Below are 17,572 nucleotides of genomic sequence, written 5' to 3'. Positions count from 1 at the left end.
CGACGGTCAGTGGGGAGGACCGACTGGACCACCACCGGCGACGCCTTCGGCACCGGACCGGCCCAGGGAACCCTGCCCAACCAGCAGCAGGTCACCGGCTACCTGGGCAACGGACTGGTCAACAGCTACCTGAACGGCGACGCCACCACAGGCACCCTGATCTCGCCGACCTTCACCATCGACAAGAAGTACCTGGACTTCCTCATCGGCGGCGGCTACCACGCCGCGAGCTCCGACGCGCCCACGCCCGTCGAACTCGTCGTCGACGGCAAGGTGGTGCGCTGCGCCACCGGAGCCAACGCCGAGGCTCTGAACTGGGCCTCGTGGGATCTTTCCGATCTGCAGGGCAAGCAGGCCCAGATCAGGGTCGTGGACGCCAACACCGGCGGCTGGGGCCACATCAACTTCGACCAGGTCGTCCTGTCCGACACCCAGGCACAACCCCACTCCAACGAGACCGGCGTCAACCTTCTCGTGGACGGTAAGATCGTGCAGAGCGCTACCGGCGCCAACTCCAAGAACCTGGACTGGGCCTCCTTCAACACCACCGCCTACAAGGGCAAGCAGGTCCAGCTCCAGATCGTCGACGCCAACACCGGCGGCTGGGGACACGTCCTCGCCGACCAGTTCACCGCCGCCGACAAGCCGGCGCAGTCGGTCACCCAGCGCGCCCACTGGCTCGACTACGGCCAGGACTTCTAAGCCGCGAACAGCTTCAACGACGTCCCCGGCGGCCGACGCGTCATGATCGTCTGGATGAACAGCTGGAACTACGGCGGGAGCATCCCCACCAGCCCCTGGCGCAGCGCCGACACCTTCCCACGCCAGTTCTCCCTGCGAACCGTCAACGGCAAGACCCAGCTGGTCCAGCAGTCGGTCGGCGAGCTGAAAGTCCTGCGCGGCACCGAAACCGATGTCCCGGCGACCACCGTCACCAACACAACCACCCCGCTCGGTGTCCACGGCAGCACCCTGGAACTCAAGGCCGACCTGACCCCGGGCACCGCCGACCGCTTCGGCCTGGACGTCCGCACCGGCGCCGGACAGCGCACCCGCATCGGCTACGACACCACCACCGGCGAGGTCTACCTCGACCGCACCGCTTCCGGCGCGACCGACTTCGACCCCACCTTCTCCAGCACCGAACACGCCCCGCTCGCACTCGGCGGCAAGCCCCTGCGCCTGCACGTCCTCGTCGACGCATCGTCGGTCGAGGTCTACGCCGAGAACGCGCGTGGCGAACAGGTCGTCCTCACCGACCAGATCTTGCCCGACCCCTCCAGCACCGGCGTCGACCTCTTCGCCGACAACGGCACCGCCAAGCTCAGCAGCCTGAAGGCGTGGAGACTCGCATCCATCTGGAAGTGACCCATCCCGGGGTGTGCTGCGCGGCACGTCGAGGCCGCGCAGCACACCCGGTCGGCCCACGAACGCGTCGAGGGGCCTTCTGACATCGGTTTCGGCTTCGAGAGCCGTACCGAACGCCAGAAGGCCCCTCGACGCTGCTCCCAAGCCGCAGTTGTTGCCCTTCGGCCGGCTCTGCTGACGCAGCCGTTCGGGTCGGGTCAGCGAGCGCCCTGGGCGGCCTCCAGCGGCCGGCTCCCTGAGCCTGCCGGGTCGGTGCCGTCGGGGAAGGCGAGGTCCGTCTCCTCAAGGGGTGCGTCGGCGGGAAGGTGGGGCCGCGGGCGTGCGGTGGGCGGATCGGCGCCCATGCGCTCGCAGGTGAGCGCCGAGACCAGCACCGCGTCGTCGACGGCGGCCGCCAGCACGGTCGCGGTGGCGGCCGCGACGGACTCCGGCGTGTGCAGTCCGCGGCGGAGCAGGCCACCCAGCAGTCCGGAGGTGAAGGCGTCGCCCGCGCCGACGGTGTCCACCACCGTGACCTTCCGGCCGGGGCGAGTCACGCTTTGCGCACGTGTGGGGAAGGCGTGAGCTCCGTCGGGGCCGTCGGTGATGACGACCAGGAGCGCGCCGAGTTCCAGCCAGCGGGCGGCGACCTGCTCGATCGGGGTGTCCGGGTAGAGCCACTCGACGTCCTCGCGGCTCGCCTTGACGATGTGGGCGACGCCCACGCTGCGTTCGACGGCCTGCCTGCCGCGCGCCGGGTCGCCCAGCAGGACGGGGCGGACGTTGGGGTCGTAGCTGATCAGCGTCGTACCACTGGCGCGCAGCCGTTGGACGGTGGCGTGGATGTGCTCACTGGCCGGTGATGTCCAGGAGGCGACCGAGCCGAAGTGGAGTACGGCGGTGTCCGGAGGGACGTGGGCGGTCTCCGTCTCGGTCCACTGCCAGTCCGCGGTGCCGTCCAGGTAGAAGTCGTAGCTCGCACGCCCCTCCGCGTCCATGGAGACGACGGCCAGCGTGGTGGGTTCGGTTGCCGCCGGGGCGTATGTCAGGTCGATGTCCTCGGCGGTCGCGTGGGCGCGCAGGATCCGGCCGAAGGCGTTGTCGGCCAGCCGTGCCATGAGGGCGGAGCGGTGTCCCAGCCGGGCCAGGCCGACGGCGACGTTGAACGGGCTGCCGCCGGGCCGGGCGCGGTAGTCGCCGGGGGCGTCGAGCTGGACCAGATCGATGAGGGCCTCGCCGATCACGGTCACGGCCGGGAGCAGTCCCGCCTGCTGGATCGCTTCAGTCATGGCGGTGGCCTCCGGGTGCGATTTCGCCGGAGCCCCGCTGGATCAGCCGGGTCGGCATAGTGACGGTACGGGCGGGTGACGTGTCGCCGTCCAGCCTGGAGAAGAGCATTTCGGCGGCCGTCCTGCCCAGGTGCTCGACGTCCTGGGCGATGACGGAGATGCCTGGGCTGAGGATGTCGGCCAGCGGGAAGTCGTCGAAGCCCACGTGGGCGACGGTGTCCTGCAGACCGAGGGCGCGCAGCGCTCGGACGGCCCCTATGGTGACGAAGTTCTGGCTGGTGAACAGTGCGGTGGGCGGGTCCGGCAGCGCCAGCAGCTGCTCGGCGGCGGTGATGGCGGCCTGCTCGCTGGACCCCGTGTGCCGGACGATGTCGTCGTCGTAGTCGATGTGTGCGACTTCCAGGGCGTGCCGGTAGCCGTCGAAGCGCTGGGCGGCGGTGGGGATGGAGGCGCGGTCGCCGAGGTAGGCGATGCGGCGGTGGCCGGTTTTGAGCAGGTGGTTGACGGCGGCGATGGCGCCCTGCCGGTTGTCGGAGACGACGGCGTCCGCGTCGAGCAGGCCGGCCTCCCGGTCGACGAAGACCAGGTGGGTGCCGGTGTGCTGCTCGCTGATCAGGTAGCTCTGGTCGCGTCCCGCGGGGACGATCACGAGTCCGTCGACCCGGCGGTCGATGAGCGCTTGGGCCAGCTCCCGTTCGCGCGCCGGGTCCTCGTCCAGGCTGCCGACCAGTACGAGCACTCCGCGTTCCCGGGCCACGTTCTCGACGGTGCGGGTCAGGGCGGCGGAGAACGGGTTTGCCGCGTCCTCGACGAGCATGCCGATGGTGGCGGTACGACCGTCGCCGCGGCGCAGACTGCTGGCGGTCAGGTTGGGACGGTAGCCCAGTTGGTCGGCGGCCGCGCGGACCCTGGCGACGATCGCCGGGTCGACGGTGGGAACGCCGTTGACCACGCGCGAGACCGTCTTGATGGCCACGCCGGCCAGCGCCGCGACCTCACGCATGGTGGGGCGGGCGCGGGCTGGCCGGGGCGGCGGCTCATCTTGAGTCATCGTTGTCTCCAACCGGTTGCGCGTTACCGTCTCGTTGCGGATGCATGTTTATCAGTGTCTTGACGCGCTCGTCCATGGGGGACCAATATCCCCGTCAGTCAACGTTGTCTCGGCATCGGCCGACGACGGTCCCGGAAGGAATTCCGCATGAACATGCCAATCAAGCAGGTGCCGGGCCGCCGGAGTCGGCGCACCACCGCGGCGATGACGGTCGGGCTCACCGTGTGCCTCACGGCGGCTCTGGGAGCGTGCGGCTCCGGCTCCGGAAGCTCCTCGTCCGCGTCGGGCGGTTCGACCTCCGGCGGCACGGTGGGTGTCTCGCTGATCCTGAAGACCCTCACCAACCCGTACTTCGTCAGCATGGAGAAGGACGCCAAGACCCAGGCCGCCAAGGACAACGTGAACCTCACGGTGGCGGCGGGTAACGCCGACGGCGACACCCAGACCCAGATCACCGCCATCGACAATGCGATAGCGCGCGGCGACAAGGGCATCCTCATCACCACCAACGGTGACGCGGTGAACGCCGCCCTCGGCCGGGCCAAGCAGGCCGGCCTGTTCGTGATCGCCCTGGACACCGCGCCGAACCCGGCCAGCACCGCGGACATCACCTACGCCACCGACAACGAGCAGGCGGGCAAGCTCATCGGGCAGTACGCGGCGGCGGCCCTCGGCGGCAAGCCTGCCGTCATCGCCATGCTCGACCTGTTCAACAACCAGGTCGTCTCCGTCGACATCAACCGTGACCACGGCTTCCTGGAGGGCATGGGCATCGACCCGGGCAGCAAGACCGAGAACGGCAAGGAAGCCAAGTCCGGCAAGTACACCGGCGGCAAGGGCGGCACGTACAAGGTCGTCTGTCACCAGCCGACCCAGGGCGCCATCGACGGCGGCCGCACCGCAATGGAGAACTGCCTGTCGGCCAACCCGGACATCAACGTCGTCTACGCGATCAACGAGCCCGCGGGTGAGGGCGCATACAACGCGCTGAAGGCGGCCGGCAAGGAGAAGCAGGCCGCGATCTACGCGATCGACGGCAGCTGCTCCGGCCTGAAGAACGTCACCAGTGGTGAGTTCGCCGCCGACGCGGTGCAGTACCCGGGCAAGATGGCGGCCCTCGGCGTCAGCTCGATCGCCAAGCTGGCGCGCGGCGGCAGCAAGCCCAGCGTGACCAGTGGCAAGACGTTCTTCGACACCGGCACCGCGCTCGCGGCCACGAAGTCCCTGTCCGGCCTGACCGTGCAGTCGCCGACGCAGGCCGCCTCCGCCTGCTGGGGCAGCTGACACCGACCGGGTGCGACGCCGGAAGCCGTCACGGCACCGGCGTCGCACCCGCACCACACGAGCCCATGAGCCCGTACCAGGGAAGAAACCGGAAGGATCCCCTGTGACCACCCACGTGGACAGTCAAGCCACACCGGCAGCGGCGGAGGAGTTCCTCAACCGGCCTGCCACTCTCAGCCAGCGCATCCACTCGGTGCTGCACCGCCAGCCGGCGCTCAGCCCGGCGATCGTCCTGGTGCTCGCCGCTGTGGTGTTCTCGCTGGTGAACGAGCGCTTCTATGCGTTGCAGAACCTCTCGCTGGTCGCCCAGCAGGTGGCCGTTGTCGGTTCGCTCGCCGTCGGGCAGACGGTCATCATCCTCACCGCGGGCATCGATCTGTCGATCGGCGCGGTGATGGTGCTCTCCTCGCTGTTGATGTCGAAGCTGGTCGCGGACAACCACTGGCCCGGTGTGTTCGCTCTGCTGGCCGGGGCGGTCGCCGCGATAGCCGCCCAGGCCGTCAACGGGTTCCTGGTGACCAAGGTCAAGCTGCCACCGTTCATCGTCACCCTGGGCACTCTGAGCGTATTCACCGCGATCACCCTCATCTATGCCAAGGGCCAGACGGTGGCGCTGCAGCCGGGCAACATTCTGCTGTGGAGCGGACAGACCGTCTCTCTCGGGCAGTTGAACCTGACCAATGGTGTCCTCCTCATGATCGCCCTGTATGCGGTGATCGGCTACGCCCTGCGCTACACCGCCTGGGGGCGCCACCTCTACGCAGTCGGCGACGACATCGAGGCCTCCCGGCTGGCCGGTATCTCCGTCAACCGGGTGCTGCTGAGCGCCTACATGGTGGGCGGCTTCGCCATCGCCGTGGGCGCCTGGATCCTGGTCGGCCGGGTCGGCGGCGGTGACCCCAACAGCGGTCTGAACGCGAACCTGCAGTCCATCACCGCGGTGGTGATCGGCGGCACCAGCCTGTTCGGCGGCCGCGGGGTGGTCTTCGGCTCGCTGATCGGCGCGCTGATCGTCCAGGTCTTCGTCAACGGCCTCGCGCTGGCCGGCATCGACCCCAACTACCAAGTCCTGGCAGTCGGCATCCTGGTGATCGCGGCTGTCTCCGTCGACCAGTGGATCCGGAGTGTGAAGTCGTGACGACCGCCACCGCCCCCGTTCTCGAGGCCAAGGGCCTGGTCAAGCTCTTCGGCAGGGTCGTCGGCCTGAACAGCGTCGACCTCACCCTCCACCCCGGCGAGGTCCTCGCCGTCATCGGCGACAACGGCGCCGGCAAGTCCACGCTGATCAAGTGCCTGTCGGGGGCTCTGGTCCCGGACCAGGGCAGCCTTCTGGTCGACGGCAAGGAGGTGCATTTCAAGCGCCCGCAGGACGCCCGCGACGCCGGCATCGAGACCGTTTACCAGACCCTCGCCGTCGCCCCCGCCCTGGACATCGCCAGCAACCTCTTCCTGGCTCGCGAGATCCGGCGCAAGGGCATCCTCGGCTCGGTGTTCCGCATGCTCGACACCGGCGAGATGAAGAAGCAGGCCGCCGACCACATGAAGCGGCTGGGCATCGGCACGCTGCAGAACATCAGCCAGGCCGTGGAGACCCTCTCCGGTGGTCAGCGCCAGTCCGTGGCGGTCGCCCGCACCGCGGCCTTCGGCGGCCGGGTGGTGATTCTCGACGAACCCACCGCCGCGCTCGGTGTCCGTGAGACCGGCCAGGTCCTCAAGCTCGTCCGCGACCTGCGCGACCAGGGTCTCGGCGTCATCCTCATCAGCCACAACATGCCCAACGTCTTCGAGGTCGCCGACCGCATCCACATCCAGCGCCTCGGCGCCTGCGCCGGCGTCATCACCCCCGAGTCGCACTCCATGGAGGACGCGGTGGCCATCATGACGGGCGCGAAGAAGCTCGCCCCCGAAGCGAGCTGAAGGGAACGGCACGGGAGTGACCGCCGAGTACCGGATCACCGAGAGCCGCCTCGGCGGCGAACCCACCCTCGTCGTCACCGCACCGGACGACCGGGTACGCGCCGTCCTCGCCCTGCGCGGCGCGACGCTGCTGAGCTGGCAGGTCAGCAACGAAGTCAACGGCCGGCTGACGGAGTTGACGGACGGCTATCGCGACGAGAAGGAACTCCTGGCACAGGACGGCGTACGCGCCGGCCTGCTGGCCCCCTTCCCCAACCGCATCGCCGACGCCCGCTACCACTACGACGGCCACGACCACGACCTGCTGCCCGGCCGCCGCACGGACCGTCTGATCTACCACGGCTTCGCCCGAGAGGCGTCGTTCGAGCTCGCCCGCGCCACCACGACACCCGACTCCGCCCGCCTGCTCCTGCACACCACGAGCATCAGGCCGGGCAAGTACCCCGGCTACCCCTTCGCCCTCGACCTCACCGTCGCATACACGCTCACCGCCGACGAGTTGGGCGTCGAGATCCGCGCGACGAACCTGGGCGACACCACCGCCCCCTACGCAGCGGGCTGGCACCCGTACTTCACCCTGTCCCGCCCCATCGACGACCTGACCCTGCACATCCCAGCGCACACCCTGATCCGCACCGACGCATCCCTCATCCCGCTTCCCGGCGAGGACGCCCGGCTCCCCCTGGGCGACCGCCCCACCATGGACTTCCGTACGCCACGACGGCTGGGCGACGCGGTAATCGACGCCTGCTACGCGGACCTCACCCCCGGCCCCACCGGCAGGATCGAGACGATCCTGACCGACTCGGCGACCGGCGAGGAACTGCGCGTCTGGCAGCACAGCGGCTGTATGCACGTCTTCACCGGCGACACCCTGGCCCGCGACCGCCGCGCCTCCATCGCCCTCGAACCCGTCGAGACGATGACCAACGCCTTCAACCGCCCGGACCAGACCGCCGCCCTCGCCCTCGAACCCGGCCGAAGCCGCGCATTCGCCTTCGGCGTCAGGTACGTGCCCCCAGGAAGCTGACATTTGCGCTGGACGGTCCGACGCCGGACGCCAAGGGCGTCGGACCGGCCACCGAACCAGACGCGGCGTCCGTGACCAACCTCCACGGATGGAACACCTGGCCACACGGCCGGACTGTGGCCTGTGGAACATGGTCTTTTGACGGCAGACGGGGAAGTCCTATCAGTCGTGCAGCGATTGGAAGCGAGCGGGCGCTGGCCTGGGACTTCGCAAGGAAATGCGTGCTGACCTGCGGGAACTCCTCCCCGTAATTCTCACGGGTCAACGCCGTTTCCCAGGCTCATGTGCCCTCGCTTGCGTCTCCGCAGTCTGGCCCGCCACGTGGACACGAGGGAGAGGACCGCGGCCACAGGCTTCGTTCGGTGCCCTGCCTCGCGGCCATGGCCCTCAGCGTCTCGAAGGCGGTCGCCGTCGGGCCGGCCAGCTCGGCCTGATAGACCACCAGCTGCTGGTGCGGGGCTCCGTTGACCGTGAAGGCCGCGAACCTGATACGCAGGTCCCCGACCTGGGGGTGCTTGAGGTGCTTGCCCTCCTGGGACTTGCCCTTGACGTCGTGCAGTTGCCAGAGCGCGGCGAACTCCTCGCTCCGGGCCGACAGTTCCGCGACGACCTCGGCGATGCGGGCGGATTCGGGGTCATGGCCGTAGGCGGCCCTGATCTCGGCGACACAGGAGTGCGCGGCCCGCTCCCACTCCTGGTAGAAGCTGCGCCCCGCCGGGTCCACGAACATCATCCGGGCGAGGTTGTCGAACTTCTCGAAACCGCTGTGCAGGGCTGTGGCCAGGGAGTTGCCCGCCATGATGTCGAGGGCCGGGCCCACGACGAAGGCCGGAGTGTGGTCCCATCCGTCCATCAGCTGCAGCAACTGCGCGCTGACGTCGGCTTCGCCCCGGTGGTGCAGGCGCTGCGAGGTGGCCAGGCAGAGGCGGTTGAGGTGGTCGGTGGACTCCGCGTCCAGTTTCAGTGCGTGCGCGGCGGCATCGACGACTTGTGGGGACGGGCTGTTCTCGCGTCCCTGTTCCAGCCTGATGTAGTAGTCGGAGCTGACTCCCGCGAGCAGCGCGACTTCCTCTCTGCGCAGTCCCGGTACCCGGCGTCGTCCGTGTTCGGGGAGACCGACGTCGTGCGGCTTCAGGGCCTCTCTGCGGGCTCGGAGAAAATCACCCAAAGGCGTCCCATTGCTCATGCGGCAAGACTAGATGGATTTCGACCGATGAGAAGCGCCGATCACGCAATATCACGGATGGTTGCGTCATGATCGCAGAGGGTGGGGTCGGGGAGGGAGAGGGAGACCGAAAAGCGGGCCGTGGTCCGTCGCGGCCCTGCCGTGTTGGCCCGTAATCCTGGGTGCAATGCACCCACCGTCGGCGGGACTTTTCCGGGTGTTTTCCGCCTAGCCTCGATGACATGGAAAACGACACGCACTTTGACCCGGTGGAAGGGCTGGGTGAGTTTCTCCGCACCCGCAGGGAACGCCTGAGCCCCGCGGCGGCGGGACTGCCTGCCGCCGGCCGGCGAAGGGTGCCCGGCCTGCGGCGCGACGAGGTCGCGACACTCGCCGGGGTCAGCCTGAGCTACTACAGCCGGCTGGAGCAGGGCCGCGAGCTCAGCCCCTCGCCCAGGGTCATCCAGGCCATGGCCCGCGTGCTGCAACTCGGTGACGAGGACAAGCGGGCGCTCTTCCGGCTCGCCCTGCCCGGCGGCCGCCGTACCAAGGCACCCGGCCGGGTCGAGCGGGTCCGGCCGCACCTGCGGCAGCTGATCGAGAGCTGGACCCTGACGCCGGCCTTCATCATCGGCCACGCCCAGGACCTGCTGGCCACCAACGCACTCGCCGACGCCCTCTACCGCGACTTCGCGGAGCACGACAACGTCCTGCGCATGCTCTTCCTGGACCCCGCGGGGAAGACCTTCTACCGCAGTCCGGAGCGGGCCAGGCACCGGGCGGTCGCCGACCTTCAGCAGACCGCCGCGAGCACCCCGCAGGATCCCCGCATCCTGGAGTTGGTGGGTGAGCTGTCGGTGCGCAGCGGCGAGTTCCGGGCGCTGTGGGCACGCGAGTACACCCGGGTCCCGCCTTACGAGATCAAGCAGGTCCACCACTCGGTCGTGGGCGACCTGGAGCTGCGGCACGAAGCCCTCAACATCCGCAGCGTCCCGGGACAGCAGCTCGTCGTCCTACAGGCTGAGCCGGGCTCGCCCTCCGCCGACGGGCTGGCTCTGCTGGGCTCCGTCAGCGCGCCCGGGGTGCCGCACCGGCAGAACCCCGCGCGCGGCACCTGAGCGTCACCCTGGGTGCAGATCTCCCAGGAAAACCGCTGCCTTCATATCACCGGGGAGGAGGCACAGACTCGAATACGTCAACAGGAAATCTCCTCGAAGGGGAAAAGAACGAAGGAGGTTTTTCCCATGGCTACGTGGTTTGTCACCGGTGCCTCCCGCGGAATCGGCGCGGAAATTGCCCGTGCCGCTCTGGCAGGCGGTAACAATGTCGTGGTCGCCGTACGAAATCCGGAGAGCGTACCGGACGATCTGAAGAATTCCGAAAAGGTCTTCGCGGTCGCCTTGGACGTCACGGACAACGACAGCATTCCGCAGGCGGTCGAGGCGGCTGTGGAGCGGTTCGGCGGCATCGACGTCCTGGTGAACAACGCCGGCCGCGGCCTGCTGGGCGCGCTGGAGGAGATCATCGACGCGGAGGCCCGCTCGCTGTTCGACCTCAACGTCTTCGGTTGATCAACGTCACCCGCGCCGTGCTGCCCGTGATGCGCAAGCAGGTCCGGGCCAACCACGCCCAGCTCGGCGACCCCGTCAAGGGCGCCGCCCTCATCGCCGAGGTGGCCGCCGCCGAGAAGCTGCCCACCCATCTCTACCTGGGGCGCGACACGCTGGAGCGGCTCGACGTCAAGTACCGGCAGGTGCAGGACGACCTCGCTCCGTGGCGCGAGAAGTCCGCGGCCACCGCGCACGACGACGCCGCCTGACCGCTGACGCTCCGCCGGGTGCCCGACCTGTCCGACCCGGCGGACCCGTTCGGGCACCCGGAGCTTCCCGCCGTCCCCGCTCACCCTCCTGTGATCAAAGAGATCGAGCTTCTGTGATGTCTGCTGCCCTGCTCACCGGTACCCCCTCGCCGGCCGTGTCGCCGTGGTCTCCGGCGCCTCCAGCCCTTACGAAGTTCTCCGTCTGCTCCGGCACCAAGGCGTACATCAGCCACCTCACCCGGCTGCTGCGCGTCGAGCTCGGCCCCAAGATGGTCCGTGTGGCCACCATCGAGCCCGGCATGGTCGACACCGAGCTTCCCGACCACGTCACCGACCCTGACGCCTCCAAGCTGGTGGCCGACCTCATCCACGACATCGACGTTCTGCAGAGTGCCGACATCGCCGAGACCGTCGCCTTCATGGCCGCCGTCCCTCGTCGCGTCAACCTCACCGAGATCACCATCCTGCCCACCGCCCGGGCCATCTGACGTTCGCTCCGGCGTGGCGGGGAAGAGCAGCCCAGCGCTGTCCGCCCCCGCCACGCGCCTCGCGCCGGCCGGCCAGATCGGCCCGTTCTTCTACGCCTACGGCCGGCTCGGTGAGCTGCGGGCCCCGCGGCACCTCTGAGATTCCTCAAGTCGCTTGGCGCGCGCCGGTCATGGCCGTCAGGCTGACGCTCATGACAGGAATCACGGGACTGAGCAGGAAGAACACCTTCGTGCTGACCGTCCGAGACACGGACGAGGCCGCGGCGGCCCTGCGCCAGGCGCTGGCGAACGCCTCGCCGGAGGAACGCCCGGGCCTGGAACGCGCCGTCGCACTCGTGGAGTCCACCGCCGGCGCCACCGAGGCCCGACTGCGCGCCCGCTGGGTCCGCTCCCGGCTGGCCGCCGCCGGCTTCACCGGGGACGTCGGCTCGGTCGCCGCCGTGAAGGCGCTACGTCAGGCGGAGCCGAGACTGAGCCTGCTCGCGGCGGTACAACTGCAGAAGGAGGCGGTGGCTCACCCCGAATGATCCGGCAGCCCGCCCGACGGACTCGGGCGGGCTGCCGGAGGATTCAGGAAGTGAGGTAGCAGCCCTTCCGCACGCCAGGCAGCGGGTCCGTGCCGCCGAATGCCACGGTCGTGCAAGCGGTGCCGCCGGTGAACGTCCGGTAGACGAAGGTGCCCCGGGCGCCGTAGGCCACGGTCTGCTGTCCGCTGGAGGCACAGGTCCCGGTTTCGTCCGAGCAGTTCGTGGCGTAACCGGCCGGGCCGCCGGTGGCGGTGTAGCAGGCTTTGGACTCGCCGGGGATCGGGTCGCCGAACCTCGCGTCGGTGCACGGGGTGTCGCCGGTCGCCGTCAGCGTGGTGAACGCTCCGAACGCGCCGTACATCACCGGCTGTCCGGCGGCGGCCGAACAAGTGCCGTTCTGATCAGCGCACTTGGTCCAGCCCCCGGCCGGCGCCCCGGCGGACGGCAGGTAGCAGGACTTGGCGACCCCGTCGACGGGATCGCCGAAGTGGGCGTTGGAGCAGGTGACGGACCCGTTGGTGATCTGGTGCACGAAGTTGCCGTTGGCGCCGTAGACCACGTCACGGTTGTAGCCGGGTACGGCACAGGTCCCGTTCTCGGCCGCGCAGACGGTGTAGCCGGGCGGACCGCCCGCGTCGGCGACGTAGCAGGACTTGACAAGATTCGGCGCCGGGTCGCCGTCGAAGGAGTCGTTCGTGCAGGCGGTGCTGTCGGTCACGGTCTTGTACGTGTAGGCCCCGGCGCCGTAGGCCACCGAGCGGGTGCCGCTGAAGGAGCAGGCGCCGCCCTCGCCCGCGCACCGGGTGTAGCCCGCGCGCAGCGTGCCGGTGGTGGCCGGGTCGGCGGACGGGGCCGGGTTGCCGAGGCCGGTCGCGGTCACGTTGTAGCTGCCCGGGGCGACGCCGGTGAGGTAGACGTAGGTGTCGTCCTGGCTCGCGCCGGTGATGCCGGAGGCGGGCGTGAAGGTTCCGTTGCTCCAGACGACGGTGCCGTTCACGGAGACCGAGACGTCGCCGCCGTCGAACTTCGGGACGCCGATCCGGCCGCTGGTGCCGGACGGGCTGGTCAGGTGCGCCGAGTAGGTGCCGGCGGCGGGGTCGCGGGACCAGGAGGCGTCGACGGCGCCCTGGGGCAGGGTGATACGCCCCTCGGCGCTGGTCAGGTCGCCGGGGTGCGGGACGAAGCGGTAGGCGCCCGTCGCCGACTCGGGTGCGGTGCCCAGCACGTCGAAGGTGAGCGTGGAGGTGGGGGCCGAGGACCAGCCGTGGGCCAGGCTCATGAACGAACCGCCGTAGGCCAGGCCGCCGTCAGCCTTGACGCCCTCCCAGAAGGTGCTCTTCGTGCCGATGTCGCTGTCGAGCATGTGGCCCCAGGTGCGCCGGATCTGGTCGAGGGCGGTGTAGTCGTCGTTCGCCGTGAAGCGGGCGTTGAGCTCCATACCGCCCGCGAACGGCGAGACGTTGCCGCCCCATTCGGGGGTGGTGGGGCCGTACGCGCCCCAGTTCCTCCCGAGCCCAGCGACGACGCTCCGCGCCTTGGCCGCCGAATCGGTCAATCCGTACCAGACCGCGAGGGAGTTGCCGTCCTGCGGGTACAGACCGCTGGTGGGGTTGTCCTTGTACATGCCCTTCGAGCCGTCCCACAGCCGGGAGTTGGCCGCGGCCTTGATCGCGTCCGCCTCGCCGGTCCAGCTCGCGGCGAGTGCGCTGTCGCCCTCGGCCGTGGCCAGGGTCGCGCCGCCCTTGAGCGCGGCGTAGAGCAGCGCGTTGGCGGAGATGTTCTCACCGCCCTGACCGACGCGGGCCCAGTCCTGGGTGCGGGTCACGTCGAGCAGGTTGTGGCCGTCGATCTTGTTGGTGATGAAGGCCATCCCGCGCTTGTAGTTGGCCCATTCGGAGTCCAGCCACGTCCGGTCGGCGGTGTACGTGTAGTACGTCGACGTGCCCAGCAGCGTCCAGGTGTGGTAGGTGTCCGAGCCGGTGAGGTTGAACGGCGGCCCCGACCACGGGATTTCGCCGTCCGCCGACTGCGCGTCGTACATCGTCGTGAGCGCGTTGCGGGTCGAGGTGAGGTCGCCCGAGTACGCGTACTGCGTGGGTCCGGCGATGCCCATGTCGCCGGGCCACACTGTGCGGTCGCGCTTGGCGCCGTCGACCAGGACGGAGTCGCCCACGCCGACGGTCGCGCCGTTGTCCCAGGCCGAGGCCGGCGGGGGCCAGGCGCGGCCCTGGTCCGGGGCGATCGTGTCGAGCTGCACCGTGTAGGCCCCGGCGTACCAGATGCGGTTGAGCAGGTCGTCGCTGGAGTGGAAGTAGTTGGGGTAGTCGGCCGGGTCCGACTTCCCGGGTGCCGCGGTGAAGGCGAGACTGACGCCCTTGAGGTCCACCCAGCCAGAGGTGTCCAGGAAGACGGTCAAATAGCGAAATCCGCCACGGAGTTGAGCGGTGGGGACGGTGTAGGTGCCGCCCGCGGGGGCCGTGGCGTAGAGGGCGCCGTCTTCGCCGTCGCGGCCGCTGCTGCGGTCGCTGTTGTTTCCCACGTTCAGGGACGACTCGCTGAAGGCCAGGCCGACCCGTTGCCCGCTGTCACTCGTACTCCCGAAGGATAACGTTGTCAGGCCGCCGACCTCTTTGCCGAAGTCGAGGGTGACGGCCGACTGAGAGCCGGAGATCCGGGTCGGCTGTCCGCTCAGCACGTTCTGCGGGTTCGCGACGCTGCCGGACGTCCGGTAGACGGCGGTCGGCTTGAGGGTGCGTGAGGTCGGCGAGTAGTTCAGGGGGTCGACCGCCGCGGTCCGGGCGTCCGGCGGGGTCTCCTTGGCGGACATCGGTACGGCTTCGGTGGCGGGGACCGGGCCCGTGGCGAGCACGGTGGCCGCGAGGACGGCGAGACCGAGCAGATGGTGCCGGCCCGGCGGTCTGCTCAGTGGTGAGCGACGGCGCATGGAGACCTCCTGGGTGGGGGCGCGGGTGCCTGGAAACGCAGCATCTGAAACGATTCAAAAACGTGCCGTGCGAAGCCCCGTGTCTGTTGCGGCAGCTGGACGCACGAGGAACCTCGCCGAAGTTCCACCGATGATGGGCGCCCGAAAACCGGGTGTCAACCCGTCACGGCCGTCTCTCAACTCCCATGGAACGATGCGCCCTTGCGGCATTGACAGGGCCTCGCCAAGCCGGTTCACTGCCTCGCAGACCGGTATGGACCAGTGCCTCGATTCGGGCCGGGCCCGGCCGGAGCCCTCGGCCCCCGTCACGCGCACCGACCGTCATCCCCCATCGTGAAATCGAGGCGAGCCCCGGTGCACTCACGCCGCTCGGACATCGTTGTCATACCACGCCTTCTCGGCCTTCTCCTCGCGGCCGCGCTCGCGTTCGCCGCCCTGGTGCCGGCCGCGCCCCCCGCGTCCGCCGCCACCCAGGTCTGCGTCCTGACCTGTGACACGCTCGACCCTTCGCAGGCCCGGCAGGAGACCTTCCCGGTACCGGACAAGGACCTCAACGGCCGCCGCCTGGAACTGCACGTGTCCGACGCGGACGACATGGCGTGGGCCAGCATCGACGACGGCGTGACCGGGGACTCGGTGTGGCTGGACCGCTCCTGGGACGGCGGCGCCACCTGGGAGGGACTGCTCGGCAAGGCCAGCATCCCGGGCACCTGGACCGGCACCAGGACGCTGATGTACAACATCACCGACCCCCGAAACCATCGCCGTGGCCTGGTCCGGGCCTGCGGCGACGCGTCCGGGGTCGGCTGCACGAACTGGGTCTACCCCACCGCCTGCGACACCCTCTGCGACGGCACGAGCGCGGACCGGGCGGCCGGCGACGACCTGCCGGTACCGTCCACCACCCTCTACGGCCGCACCATCCGGCTCCACGTCGACCAGCAGAACTCCATGGCCTGGGCGAGCATCGACAGCGGCGGCGCCGGTGACGAGATCTGGCTGGACCGCTCCTGGGACGGCGGCTCGACCTGGCCGGACGGCTCCTCCCTCGGCCGTACGTCCACCCCGTCCGGAGCCACCGGCACCCGTACCGCGATGTACGCCACTCGCGACCCGCGCGGCCTCCTCTACGGCGGCGCGGTCCGCGCCTGTGGCCGGGAGGCGAGCCACAACGAGGGCAGCTGCACCGCATGGGTCAGGCCCGCACCGACCAGGGCGCGCGCGGCGGCGGACACCCTGATGACCTCGTACGACCCCTACAACGGCTGGTGGCCGAGCAGTTGGTGGAACTCGGCCGCCACCCTCACCGCCCTCATCGACTTCGCGAAGACCACCGGCACGCACGACTACGACTGGGTCATCGCGCGCACCTTCGACCAGAACAAGGGCGCCTTCGCCGCCGGGGTGCGCAGTTCGGACGCGATCGAGGGCGACTTCATCAGCCGTTCCATCGACGACTCGGGCTGGTGGGCCATCGCCTGGATCGACGCGTACGACCACACCGGCGACGCCCGGTATCTCAACGAGGCGGTGACCATCACCAACTACGTCCAGCAGTACTGGGACACCGGCACCTGCGCTGGTGGCGTCTGGTGGGACCGTGAGCGGACCTACAAGAACGCGGTGACGAACGGGCAGTACCTGTGGCTGACCACCGCACTGCACCAGCGTATCCCGGGCGACACCGTGTGGCTCCAGCGGGCGACCACGGCCGCGGCCTGGTACAGGGCGAGCGGGATGATCAACTCTTCGGGGCTCGTGAACGACGGGCTTACCTCGGCCTGCGCCAACAACGGTTCCACCGTTTGGAGTTACAACCAGGGGCTGGCCATCGGCGGCTTCACCGAACTGTGGAAGTCGACCGGTGACAGCTCCCTGCTGACCTCCGCGCGGACCCTGGCCGATGCCGCGGTCGGCAACTCGGCACTGACCGTCGGCGGAGTGCTCACCGAGTCCTGCGACGTCGGCTCGGCGTCCTGCGACGACAACCAGAAGCAGTTCAAGGGCGTCTTCATGCGGAACCTCGCCGACCTGGCGACCGCCACCGGCTCCAGTACGTACCGGAGTTACGTGCAGAAGCAGGCGGACACCCTGTGGGCGCAGGACCGGACCTCCCTCAACGCCCTCGGCGAGCGCTGGGCCGGCACCAGCCCGAACCAGACCGACTGGCGGACCCAGGCGAGTGCCCTGGGGGCGCTCACCGCCGCCGGGTGAGGACGCTACCGGTGTGCGGCACGTGCAGGATCCCGCACAACGCCTCCCGGTCCGGCAGCTCATTCAACACGATCCACGGCGACGTCCCTACGCCCGGACGGACGCTCAACTCCCGCCTCAGACACGGTAACCAGGACCGATCCACCTCACTGTGCCAGCCGTTGCGAGCGCCCTCACAAGTGCGTCGGGCCGTTGTGCGGGCGAGGGGTTATTCGGTGCCGTGGTGGCGTAGTGCGGGCAGGCCACCCAGGGCGAATGCCGCTGCGACGGCCCGCAGGATGCCGCCGAAGCCGAAGCCGAAGCCGAAGCCGAAGCCGAAGCCGAAGCCGAAGCCGAAGCCGAAGCCGAAGCCGAAGCCGAAGCCGAAGCCGAAGCCGCTCAGCGCGCCCATGAGCTGCGGGCCCAGGCTGGCGCCGATGAACATGCTGCATCCTTAGAGTGCGACGGCGGTGCCGCGGGCGTGCGGGGCGGCCGGGGGACCACGGAACGGGGTGGGA

The 17,572-nt window shown here is 69.5% G+C and carries 16 protein-coding genes and 2 pseudogenes; 13 read left to right on the top strand and 5 right to left on the bottom strand.

What is annotated here, in order from left to right; all coding sequences use genetic code 11:
* Positions 1-9 precede the first annotated feature (9 nt).
* The 3 genes and pseudogenes from EDD90_RS58380 (at position 10) to EDD90_RS58370 (ending at position 1,368) form a co-directional block, all read left to right on the top strand.
* On the top strand, positions 10-702 hold the full coding sequence (locus tag EDD90_RS58380) for a hypothetical protein (RefSeq protein WP_260328866.1): 693 nt from the start codon (positions 10-12) through the stop codon (positions 700-702).
* 12 nt (positions 703-714) lie between these two features.
* Positions 715-861: pseudogene (locus EDD90_RS58375) on the top strand (hypothetical protein); the annotation flags it as partial.
* Positions 835-1,368: a GH32 C-terminal domain-containing protein gene (locus tag EDD90_RS58370; RefSeq protein WP_260328876.1), complete on the top strand. Its 534-nt coding sequence runs from the start codon at positions 835-837 to the stop codon at positions 1,366-1,368. The pseudogene EDD90_RS58375 and the gene EDD90_RS58370, both read left to right, overlap by 27 nt.
* A 197-nt stretch (positions 1,369-1,565) precedes the next feature.
* On the opposite strand, the gene EDD90_RS54220 is transcribed toward EDD90_RS58370, so the two are convergent.
* Entirely contained in the window at positions 1,566-2,636 is a 1,071-nt protein-coding gene (locus tag EDD90_RS54220; RefSeq protein ID WP_260328865.1) for a carbohydrate kinase, read from the bottom strand.
* Positions 2,629-3,687 carry a LacI family DNA-binding transcriptional regulator gene (locus EDD90_RS54215; protein ID WP_123982790.1) on the bottom strand — a complete coding sequence of 353 codons (1,059 nt, stop codon included), beginning with the start codon at positions 3,685-3,687 and terminating at the stop codon, positions 2,629-2,631. The genes EDD90_RS54220 and EDD90_RS54215 overlap by 8 nt, the downstream gene beginning before the upstream one ends.
* Before the next feature lie 147 nt (positions 3,688-3,834).
* Here EDD90_RS54215 and EDD90_RS54210 point away from each other — a divergent pair, with 147 nt between their 5' ends.
* The 4 genes from EDD90_RS54210 to EDD90_RS54195 all read left to right on the top strand — a co-directional run bounded on the left by EDD90_RS54210 (position 3,835) and on the right by EDD90_RS54195 (position 7,918).
* Complete coding sequence (locus EDD90_RS54210; protein ID WP_123982788.1) at positions 3,835-4,971, top strand: substrate-binding domain-containing protein; 1,137 nt, start codon at positions 3,835-3,837, stop codon at positions 4,969-4,971.
* A 103-nt stretch (positions 4,972-5,074) separates the two neighbouring features.
* On the top strand, positions 5,075-6,109 hold the full coding sequence (locus EDD90_RS54205) for an ABC transporter permease (protein ID WP_123982786.1): 1,035 nt from the start codon (positions 5,075-5,077) through the stop codon (positions 6,107-6,109).
* Positions 6,106-6,888 carry an ATP-binding cassette domain-containing protein gene (locus tag EDD90_RS54200; protein ID WP_123982784.1) on the top strand — a complete coding sequence of 261 codons (783 nt, stop codon included), beginning with the start codon at positions 6,106-6,108 and terminating at the stop codon, positions 6,886-6,888. The genes EDD90_RS54205 and EDD90_RS54200 overlap by 4 nt, the downstream gene beginning before the upstream one ends.
* 16 nt (positions 6,889-6,904) lie before the next feature.
* The gene (locus EDD90_RS54195; RefSeq protein ID WP_123982782.1) at positions 6,905-7,918 is read left to right on the top strand and encodes an aldose 1-epimerase; all 1,014 of its coding nucleotides are present in this window, start codon (positions 6,905-6,907) and stop codon (positions 7,916-7,918) included.
* A 280-nt stretch (positions 7,919-8,198) separates the two neighbouring features.
* Here the strand turns inward: EDD90_RS54195 and EDD90_RS54190 are convergent, their stop codons facing one another.
* Positions 8,199-9,104, bottom strand: a complete 906-nt coding sequence (locus tag EDD90_RS54190) for a helix-turn-helix transcriptional regulator (protein WP_123982780.1) — start codon at positions 9,102-9,104, stop codon at positions 8,199-8,201.
* Between the two features lie 221 nt (positions 9,105-9,325).
* Here EDD90_RS54190 and EDD90_RS54185 point away from each other — a divergent pair, with 221 nt between their 5' ends.
* The 5 genes and pseudogenes from EDD90_RS54185 (at position 9,326) to EDD90_RS54170 (ending at position 11,917) form a co-directional block, all read left to right on the top strand.
* Entirely contained in the window at positions 9,326-10,201 is an 876-nt protein-coding gene (locus tag EDD90_RS54185) for a helix-turn-helix transcriptional regulator (protein WP_123982778.1), read from the top strand.
* Positions 10,202-10,327: 126 nt separating this feature from the next.
* A pseudogene (locus EDD90_RS54180) lies at positions 10,328-10,902 on the top strand (SDR family NAD(P)-dependent oxidoreductase).
* Positions 10,903-11,018: 116 nt separating this feature from the next.
* Positions 11,019-11,390, top strand: coding sequence for an SDR family oxidoreductase (locus EDD90_RS54175; protein WP_260328864.1), 372 nt, complete (start codon positions 11,019-11,021; stop codon positions 11,388-11,390).
* Between the two features lie 13 nt (positions 11,391-11,403).
* Entirely contained in the window at positions 11,404-11,529 is a 126-nt protein-coding gene (locus tag EDD90_RS58365) for a hypothetical protein (protein WP_260328863.1), read from the top strand.
* Between the two features lie 52 nt (positions 11,530-11,581).
* On the top strand, positions 11,582-11,917 hold the full coding sequence (locus EDD90_RS54170; protein ID WP_123982776.1) for a hypothetical protein: 336 nt from the start codon (positions 11,582-11,584) through the stop codon (positions 11,915-11,917).
* 43 nt (positions 11,918-11,960) lie between these two features.
* Here EDD90_RS54170 and EDD90_RS54165 read toward each other — a convergent pair whose 3' ends face one another.
* Entirely contained in the window at positions 11,961-14,861 is a 2,901-nt protein-coding gene (locus EDD90_RS54165) for an MGH1-like glycoside hydrolase domain-containing protein (protein ID WP_123982774.1), read from the bottom strand.
* 594 nt (positions 14,862-15,455) lie between these two features.
* Between EDD90_RS54165 and EDD90_RS54160 the strand changes: the two genes are divergently transcribed.
* Positions 15,456-17,075: a glycoside hydrolase family 76 protein gene (locus EDD90_RS54160; protein WP_260328875.1), complete on the top strand. Its 1,620-nt coding sequence runs from the start codon at positions 15,456-15,458 to the stop codon at positions 17,073-17,075.
* Positions 17,076-17,283: 208 nt separating this feature from the next.
* On the opposite strand, the gene EDD90_RS54155 is transcribed toward EDD90_RS54160, so the two are convergent.
* Complete coding sequence (locus EDD90_RS54155) at positions 17,284-17,499, bottom strand: hypothetical protein (RefSeq protein WP_123982770.1); 216 nt, start codon at positions 17,497-17,499, stop codon at positions 17,284-17,286.
* Between the last annotated feature and the right edge of the window lie 73 nt (positions 17,500-17,572).

Origin of the sequence: Streptomyces sp. Ag109_O5-1 (assembly GCF_003814875.1) — a bacterium.
GTDB lineage: Bacteria > Actinomycetota > Actinomycetes > Streptomycetales > Streptomycetaceae > Streptomyces > Streptomyces sasae.
The sequence above is the reverse complement of the archived record's forward strand: the minus strand, read 5'-3'. Positions and strand labels throughout refer to the sequence as shown.

Coding starts and splice junctions, on each gene's coding strand:
- EDD90_RS54170 (WP_123982776.1), top strand. CDS start 11,582: ATGACAGGAATCACGGGACTGAGCAGGAAGAACACCTTCGTGCTGACC.
- EDD90_RS54165 (WP_123982774.1), bottom strand. CDS start 14,861: ATGCGCCGTCGCTCACCACTGAGCAGACCGCCGGGCCGGCACCATCTG.
- EDD90_RS54215 (WP_123982790.1), bottom strand. CDS start 3,687: ATGACTCAAGATGAGCCGCCGCCCCGGCCAGCCCGCGCCCGCCCCACC.
- EDD90_RS54210 (WP_123982788.1), top strand. CDS start 3,835: ATGAACATGCCAATCAAGCAGGTGCCGGGCCGCCGGAGTCGGCGCACC.
- EDD90_RS54175 (WP_260328864.1), top strand. CDS start 11,019: ATGTCTGCTGCCCTGCTCACCGGTACCCCCTCGCCGGCCGTGTCGCCG.
- EDD90_RS54190 (WP_123982780.1), bottom strand. CDS start 9,104: ATGAGCAATGGGACGCCTTTGGGTGATTTTCTCCGAGCCCGCAGAGAG.
- EDD90_RS54220 (WP_260328865.1), bottom strand. CDS start 2,636: ATGACTGAAGCGATCCAGCAGGCGGGACTGCTCCCGGCCGTGACCGTG.
- EDD90_RS54160 (WP_260328875.1), top strand. CDS start 15,456: ATGGCGTGGGCCAGCATCGACGACGGCGTGACCGGGGACTCGGTGTGG.
- EDD90_RS54155 (WP_123982770.1), bottom strand. CDS start 17,499: ATGTTCATCGGCGCCAGCCTGGGCCCGCAGCTCATGGGCGCGCTGAGC.
- EDD90_RS54185 (WP_123982778.1), top strand. CDS start 9,326: ATGGAAAACGACACGCACTTTGACCCGGTGGAAGGGCTGGGTGAGTTT.